Source organism: Shewanella sp. K8, assembly GCF_028823715.1.
Taxonomy (GTDB): domain Bacteria; phylum Pseudomonadota; class Gammaproteobacteria; order Enterobacterales; family Shewanellaceae; genus Shewanella; species Shewanella algae.
In genome coordinates, this window is the sequence record NZ_JAPEHY010000010.1 from 114100 (window position 1) to 120665 (window position 6566).

Annotated in this window: 6 protein-coding genes; 4 read left to right on the forward strand and 2 right to left on the reverse strand. The window is 52.6% G+C overall.

What is annotated here, in order from left to right:
- Positions 1-69: 69 nt before the first annotated feature.
- Positions 70-1407, reverse strand: coding sequence for a 23S rRNA (uracil(1939)-C(5))-methyltransferase RlmD (rlmD, locus tag ON072_RS07775; protein ID WP_144438448.1), 1338 nt, complete (start codon positions 1405-1407; stop codon positions 70-72).
- A 99-nt stretch (positions 1408-1506) separates the two neighbouring features.
- Between rlmD and barA the strand changes: the two genes are divergently transcribed.
- The 4 genes from barA to ON072_RS07795 all read left to right on the forward strand — a co-directional run bounded on the left by barA (position 1507) and on the right by ON072_RS07795 (position 6075).
- The gene (gene barA, locus ON072_RS07780; protein WP_274626010.1) at positions 1507-4290 is read left to right on the forward strand and encodes a two-component sensor histidine kinase BarA; all 2784 of its coding nucleotides are present in this window, start codon (positions 1507-1509) and stop codon (positions 4288-4290) included.
- Positions 4280-4879: a YjaG family protein gene (locus ON072_RS07785; RefSeq protein WP_129980421.1), complete on the forward strand. Its 600-nt coding sequence runs from the start codon at positions 4280-4282 to the stop codon at positions 4877-4879. Before barA ends, ON072_RS07785 begins: the two co-directional genes overlap by 11 nt.
- Before the next feature lies 1 nt (position 4880).
- Positions 4881-5255, forward strand: coding sequence for a DUF3319 domain-containing protein (locus tag ON072_RS21095; RefSeq protein ID WP_144438446.1), 375 nt, complete (start codon positions 4881-4883; stop codon positions 5253-5255).
- Positions 5256-5499: 244 nt separating this feature from the next.
- A complete protein-coding gene (locus tag ON072_RS07795) occupies positions 5500-6075 on the forward strand; it encodes a DNA methyltransferase (RefSeq protein ID WP_274626011.1) in 576 nt (191 codons plus the stop codon).
- Between the two features lie 87 nt (positions 6076-6162).
- Here ON072_RS07795 and ON072_RS07800 read toward each other — a convergent pair.
- A partial coding sequence (locus ON072_RS07800) for a DNA cytosine methyltransferase (RefSeq protein ID WP_274626012.1) occupies positions 6163-6566 on the reverse strand: 404 nt, incomplete at its 5' end.

Genomic DNA, 6566 nt, shown 5'->3' on the forward strand with positions numbered 1-6566 from the left:
ACCCGATGGGATGTCAAACCCCCGTGAGTACCTTTATTGATAAAATTGACTCGATAGACAATAAAAGCATCAATTCCGCACAAACAAGGCCATGGCTTCGGTGTGATGGGTCTGGGGGAACATGTCCAACACACTGAGGCGCTCCAGGCGATAGCCTTGCTCAAGCAACAAGACGCTGTCCCGCGCCAGGCTCGCCGGATTACAGGAGACATACACCACTCGCTCGGGCGCGATGTTTTTCAGATAAGAAAGCGTCTCATAGGCACCGGCACGGGCGGGATCCAGCAGCAGCTTATCCACCTTACCAAGCCAAGGCTCGGCCGAGAGGTCGGCGCTGAGATCGGCGCAAAAGAACTGCAACCCTTCAAGCCCGGCCTGTTTGGCATTTTGTCTGGCCTGCTCAACCATGGCAGGCACGCCCTCGACACCTGTGACCCTAACGCCGGTGGCCGCCAGCGGTAGGCTGAAGTTACCCATGCCGCAGAAGAGATCCAATATGTGCTCGCCGTCCTTGGGTTGCAGCCAATCTATGGCCTTGGCCACCATGGCGCGGTTTACTTCACCATTGACCTGAATAAAATTCCCCGGATTAAATTTAAGCGTCAGCTCATCGCCATCGGCGCCGGACAAGCGGTAGCTTGGCTGATTGCCCGTAAGGTACTCACACTCACCCTGATTGTCCTGCAGCACCAACTGTAATCCTTGCTGCCCGGCAAAAGCCTTGAGCTTTTCCTTGTCTTTATTCACCAGTGGCCGGGTAATTCTCAGCACCACAAAACGACCGGCTTCGGTTTCAATCAGTTCCACATGACCAAGCTGAGCCACGCCCTGCAGGTGTGCCAGTTGCGCTGCCAACGGCTTTATCAGTTCCGACAACGAAGCCGCCAATACAGGACATTCGCCAATGGCAACTACTTTACTGCTTGACTTGGCCCTGAACCCCAGGGTGAATTCGCGACTTTGTTTGCCATACCAGGTCGCCAGTCTGGCCTTGCGTCTATAATGCCAAGGGGCGGAAGCCAGCTCGCCTATCTCCGGCAGCTCGGATAGGCCCGAGAGCTTGGCAAACAACTCGGCCAGGGCCCGGCGCTTGTGCTGCCGCTGGCTCAAATCTGACAAGTGTTGCAGATCGCAGCCGCCGCAAAGCGCATAATGGGGGCATTGGGGTTCAACCCGCTCCGGCGATGTTTGGGTGATGCGGATGAGTTTGCCCCTGGCATAGTTCTTTTTTTGTTCGGTGAGCTGCACCTCGGCGCTCTCACCGGGTAACAAGCCGGGAATAAACACCACTTTGCCCTGATATTGACCGATCCCGGCACCCTGATGATCCAATCCGGAAGCCGTGAGTGACAGTTTTGCGGAGACTTTCTTGGATCTGTTTGGTTTTTCTCTAAAAAATTGTGCCATCTAGGCCCCTGAAACAATAAAAAACTGGCAAAGACGCCGGGATATCTGGCAGTCTATCTATAGCCGTAAAACAAACTATCTGGAATACCTATACCGCCCATGAACAGTGCGAATAACATGACCAAGTACAGCCTCAGATCCTGGGTGCTGGTATTGGCCCTGGCTCCTACCATTTTGGTCGGTATTCTTCTGGGCAGTTACTTTACCATAAATCGCTTTTATGAGCTTGAAGATACGCTCATAGAACAGGGCAGCAATATCATAGAGCCGCTGGCCATCGCCAGTGAGGTAGGCCTGGCCGCCAATAACCGCGAGGCCACCAAACGCCTGCTCGCCGCGGCTCAGCTCAACAAGTCGACCCTGGTGAAATCCATCGCCATCTTCGATGCCGACAATCAACTGTTTGTCACCTCCCACTATCACAAAGACTTTGAGATTATGCGCTACAAGGGCGCCATCTCGGATCTGGCCCGTACCGAGTACGATCAGGTAGGCGACAGTCTGGTGCTGAGAGCACCTATTTTCGCCGCCGGCAGTCTGCTGGCGGTAGACGATGCTCCCGGCTTCAATGAGAAACCTCTGGGTTATATCTCTTTGCTGCTCAACAAGGAAAAGGCGCTGCTGGAACAGCACAGAGCCGCGGTAGCGGCTTTTATCATAGTGCTTATCGGGGTGCAGCTGAATCTGCTGTTCACCTTCCGTCTGGTAAAGAATGTGACTCAGCCAATCACAGACATGGTGCGGGTGGTGGCCAAAATCCGCGAGGGCAAGCTGGATACCCGGCTGGAGGGCAATCTCATCGGTGAGCTGGATCTGCTCAAACGGGGGATTAACGCCATGGCGGGCTCCTTGTCGGAATACCATGACGAGATGCAGCAGAATATCGATCAGGCGACCTCGGATCTCAGGGAAACCCTGGAGCAGATTGAAATTCAGAACGTTGAACTGGACTTGGCCAAGAAACGGGCGCTGGAAGCCAGCCGAATAAAATCTGAATTTTTGGCCAACATGTCCCACGAACTGAGAACGCCGCTCAATGGCGTGATAGGTTTTGCCCGTCAACTATTGAAAACGCCGCTGCACGCCAGCCAGATGGAATATATTCGCACCATTGAACGCAGTGCCACCAACCTGCTGAGTATCATTAACGACATCCTCGACTTCTCCAAGTTGGAAGCCGGCAAAATGGTGCTGGAAACCATGCCGTTTGCCCTCAGGGAAACCCTGGATGACACCATGATGCTGCTGGCTGGCTCTGCCCACGAGAAAGGGCTGGAACTTGTGGTGGATGTAGCCCCGGAAGTGCCGGATGCCGTCAGCGGCGATGCCATGCGGGTGGGTCAGATCATCACCAATCTGGTGGGCAATGCCATCAAGTTTACCGATCAGGGCAGCGTGCTGTTGAAGGTGGATATCAGCAACATCAAGGAAGACAAGTTGCTGCTGCACTGTGAGGTGTCAGATACAGGTATTGGCATTGAAGAAAGCCAGCAGGAGTTGCTGTTTCAGGCGTTTGGCCAGGCCGATTCATCTATCTCACGCCGCTTCGGCGGTACCGGCCTTGGGCTGGTGATCACCAAACGCCTCATTAACCAGATGGGCGGCCAGATAGGCTTCAGCTCCCGGGTGGGTAAAGGCTCCACCTTCTGGTTTACCCTGCCACTGATGACCAGCCAGTTCCCGATAGGTGAGCCGCTGCCACTGGAGCAGCTCAGAGGCAAGACGGTATTGTTGTTTGAACCCAGGCCCTTGACCCGCTCTGTGCTCAACCGCCGTCTGCAACAATGGCAGATGCAGGTCAACAGTGTTCACACTGTGCCGCAGTTGGAAGCCGAGCTTGCTCAAGACAAGGCGCATTTCCACTATGTGCTGCTCGGCTGTCACGGTTTCGATGGCCCGACTCAGTTGCAGGCAGTGCTCAAGAGTGCCAGACAAGTGAGCGAGGCCCTTATTGCGCTGTTCGACTGCCATGATCAAGAGGCACTGGAGCGCTATATTCGCCCTGTGGTAGACCTTGTTCTGAGCATTCCTGCCAGCGAATATCTGATGGCACGCAACATGATTTATCTGCCACAGGAATCTGAACTCAAGCCCGCCCTGCCCAAGCTGGTTGAGCCGCAGCAGCGCCACAAACTCAATGTGCTGGCGGTGGATGACAACCCGGCCAACCTCAAGCTGATTGACACCCTGCTCGATGAATTGGTCACTGGGGTGACCACCGCCAGTAATGGCGAGCAAGCGGTGAATCTGGCCAAACAGCGCAGCTTTGATTTGATTTTTATGGATATCCAGATGCCGGGAACTGATGGCATTACCGCCACCCGGCTCATTCGTCAGGACTCATTGAACCGCAATACCCCCATCATTGCGGTGACGGCTCACGCCATCAATGAGGAGCGCGAGCGGATCCTCAATAGCGGCATGGATAGCTACCTGCCCAAGCCTATAGATGAAGCCGCACTAAAAGGAGTGATCAGCCGCTGGATTACCCGGCCCAAGTTTACCCATTTTGACCAGCACACCCTCAACTGGGAACTGTGTCTGACCCAGGCCAATCAGAAACAGGATCTGGCGCTGGATATGCTCAGAATGCTAATTGACTCCGTGCCGGACACCACCAGCAACATCCAGGAATCGCTGGAGCAGGATGACGCCGCCAAAATGCAGGCCTGTGTCCACAAACTGCACGGTGCCTGTTGCTACTGCGGCGTACCGACGTTGCAAAAACTCTGTCAGACTGTGGAGGGCGGTCTCAAGCAAGGCAGCAGCATTGCCGAGCTGGAGCCGGAAATACTGGAGTTACTTTATGAGTTAACTAAGGTAGAATCTGCGGCAAAACAAGTGATATCCCAACTTTCGATGGATTTAACCGATGACAACTAAACCGGGCTTCTTTAAACGCCTAAAGGCGCTGGAACTGCCACAAAAGAAACTCTTTGCCGTGGCGCTGTGCCAGCGTATGTACCCCAACTACCAACTGTTTTCCGAGGTGTGTGAATTCGGCGATCCCCAGGTATTGGATACGGTACTCAACCTGTTGTGGCAGTCTTTATATGACCGCAAACTCAAGCTGAACCTTGAGCTGCAGATGGCAAAACTGGAAGAAAACACCCCGGAGCCGACCCAATTTGACGCCTATGGAGCCTACCCGGCGATGGATGCCGCTGTGGCACTCAGTTCACTGCTGGGTGCACTGGAAAGCAAGGTGGAAGACGACATCACCAATATCTCCAAGCTGTCATCCGGTACCGTGGCCCACTATATCGAAGCCATAGCCGCTCCCGAATTGGATGGTGAAGCATTGGACGAGTTTGTATTCAACCACGAAGTGATGCAGGAAGAGCGCGAATTGCAGGGATCCTTGCTGGAAATAATCGAGGAAAACCCGCAGATAACGGCGGAGTTTGTCAAAGCACTGCGCAAGGAAATCGTCATGAGCGGCGTATCCAACATAGGGATCAGCGCTCAATAAGATGCGTAAGCTTGTTTATCGTGGCTATATCCTCAGCAATACCGACGGCCTCACAGACAGCTGGACCCTGACCATAGGCCAGACCAGCCGTACCGGCTCTTTATTTGAGCTGAGAAGGCAGATCAATTTCTTTGAAGAGTTGGGGATATTGCCACAGCCGAAAATTGCTGACGCAACAGACACCGAAACAGCCGCCAATAAACCACAGCAGACCCGGAGCCAAAAGGCTCAAACGGCTTCCCGCAAAGCGACTGAGGGAAAAGCCACTGAAGGAAAAACCAAAGAGAGAAAGGCGGGAAAAGGCGGCGCAGGGGGAAAAAGCGCCAGTAAAGGCTCACAGCAAAAAAACACTTCAACCAAAGGCCGTAAGTCATAGCAAAGACGGGGAAAATCATCCGTCAAGCTACTATCCAAAACACCAAGGATGCGATCCCATATTATGCCAAGATGTACTGCACCTGCACGGTTCCCTACTCTGGTCATACGTTCGTGGCAACCTGGTCACATCAACACACTCAACCCTGGGCTACAATCAACCTCCGAGCAACTGAGCGGATCATTATGTGCGAGCACTAGGGCGCTGAAGGTTTTGCCAAAGGCAGCTGTGGCTACTATGAAAAGTGCGCCAGCATGTCTTTGCCCCCTTGATTAACTACTTCCAGGAAGAAAAAGCCCGCGCCGGCGTCACCAACAAAGAGATAAATCAAGCCACCGGAACCCAGATGGCCAGCCACTGGTTTACAGCTTCACAGTGGCAGTTACCCAATGCAGAGCAGTATCAAAAGCTGCAGGCTTTGTTTACCCAAAAGGCTTTGGAGCGGGACTATGACACGCTGGAAACTGAGTTTGTGGCGCTGCAGCGACAATACCAAGGTCTAGCGCAAGAGTTTGATGACTTGAAAGCACAGTACCAGAACTTACGCCGACCATTCACGGTATCCAAAGATGTACCGTTTACCGATGTTTGGCACTACCCGGCTGTACCCTACTACCCAGGCAAGCATCCCTGTGAAAAACCCGCAGCCATGCTCGAGCACATCATTAACGCCAGCAGTCGCCCCGGAGACATTGTCTTGGATTGCTTCATGGGTTCAGGCTCTACCGGGAAAGCCTGTAAGGCTCTGGGACGGCACTTTATCGGTATCGAGTTGGATGGAGGTATAATTAATCGCGTAAAGGCGATGATAAAAAAGTAGATAATAGTAAAAAACCTTTGAGTAAAGTGAAGTTGATTTATAGGAAGGACATTATTTAATATCCTTCCTATTTTTCGGCCAACACGCTTAAGCTATTCTTTTCTGCTTTTCTAATTCAAATACCTCTATTTGGTTTAGCAAACGCACGACTGAACGAGCAACTGCGCTTGCTAAATTGACGGGAACAGCATTTCCAATTTGTTTATATTGAGCCGTAATCGGTCCCGAAAAAATCCAATCATCTGGGAATGTCTGAATGCGAGCGTATTCCCTTACTGTCAGTGGTCGAGTCTCTTCAGGGTGGCATCGTTCAGTTTGTTTCTGAGCAGGAGAACAAGTCAAGGTTAAGCTAGGCTCATCCCAACTCAGACGTCTTGCCATACCAGTTTTGCCACCTCCAAGGTAAAAGCTTTTCTTCATATAATCTTTCTGCACATCAAGAGGGAGATCCCTCCAATAACCACCAGGCGGAACTTGCTCAAGCACTTTGG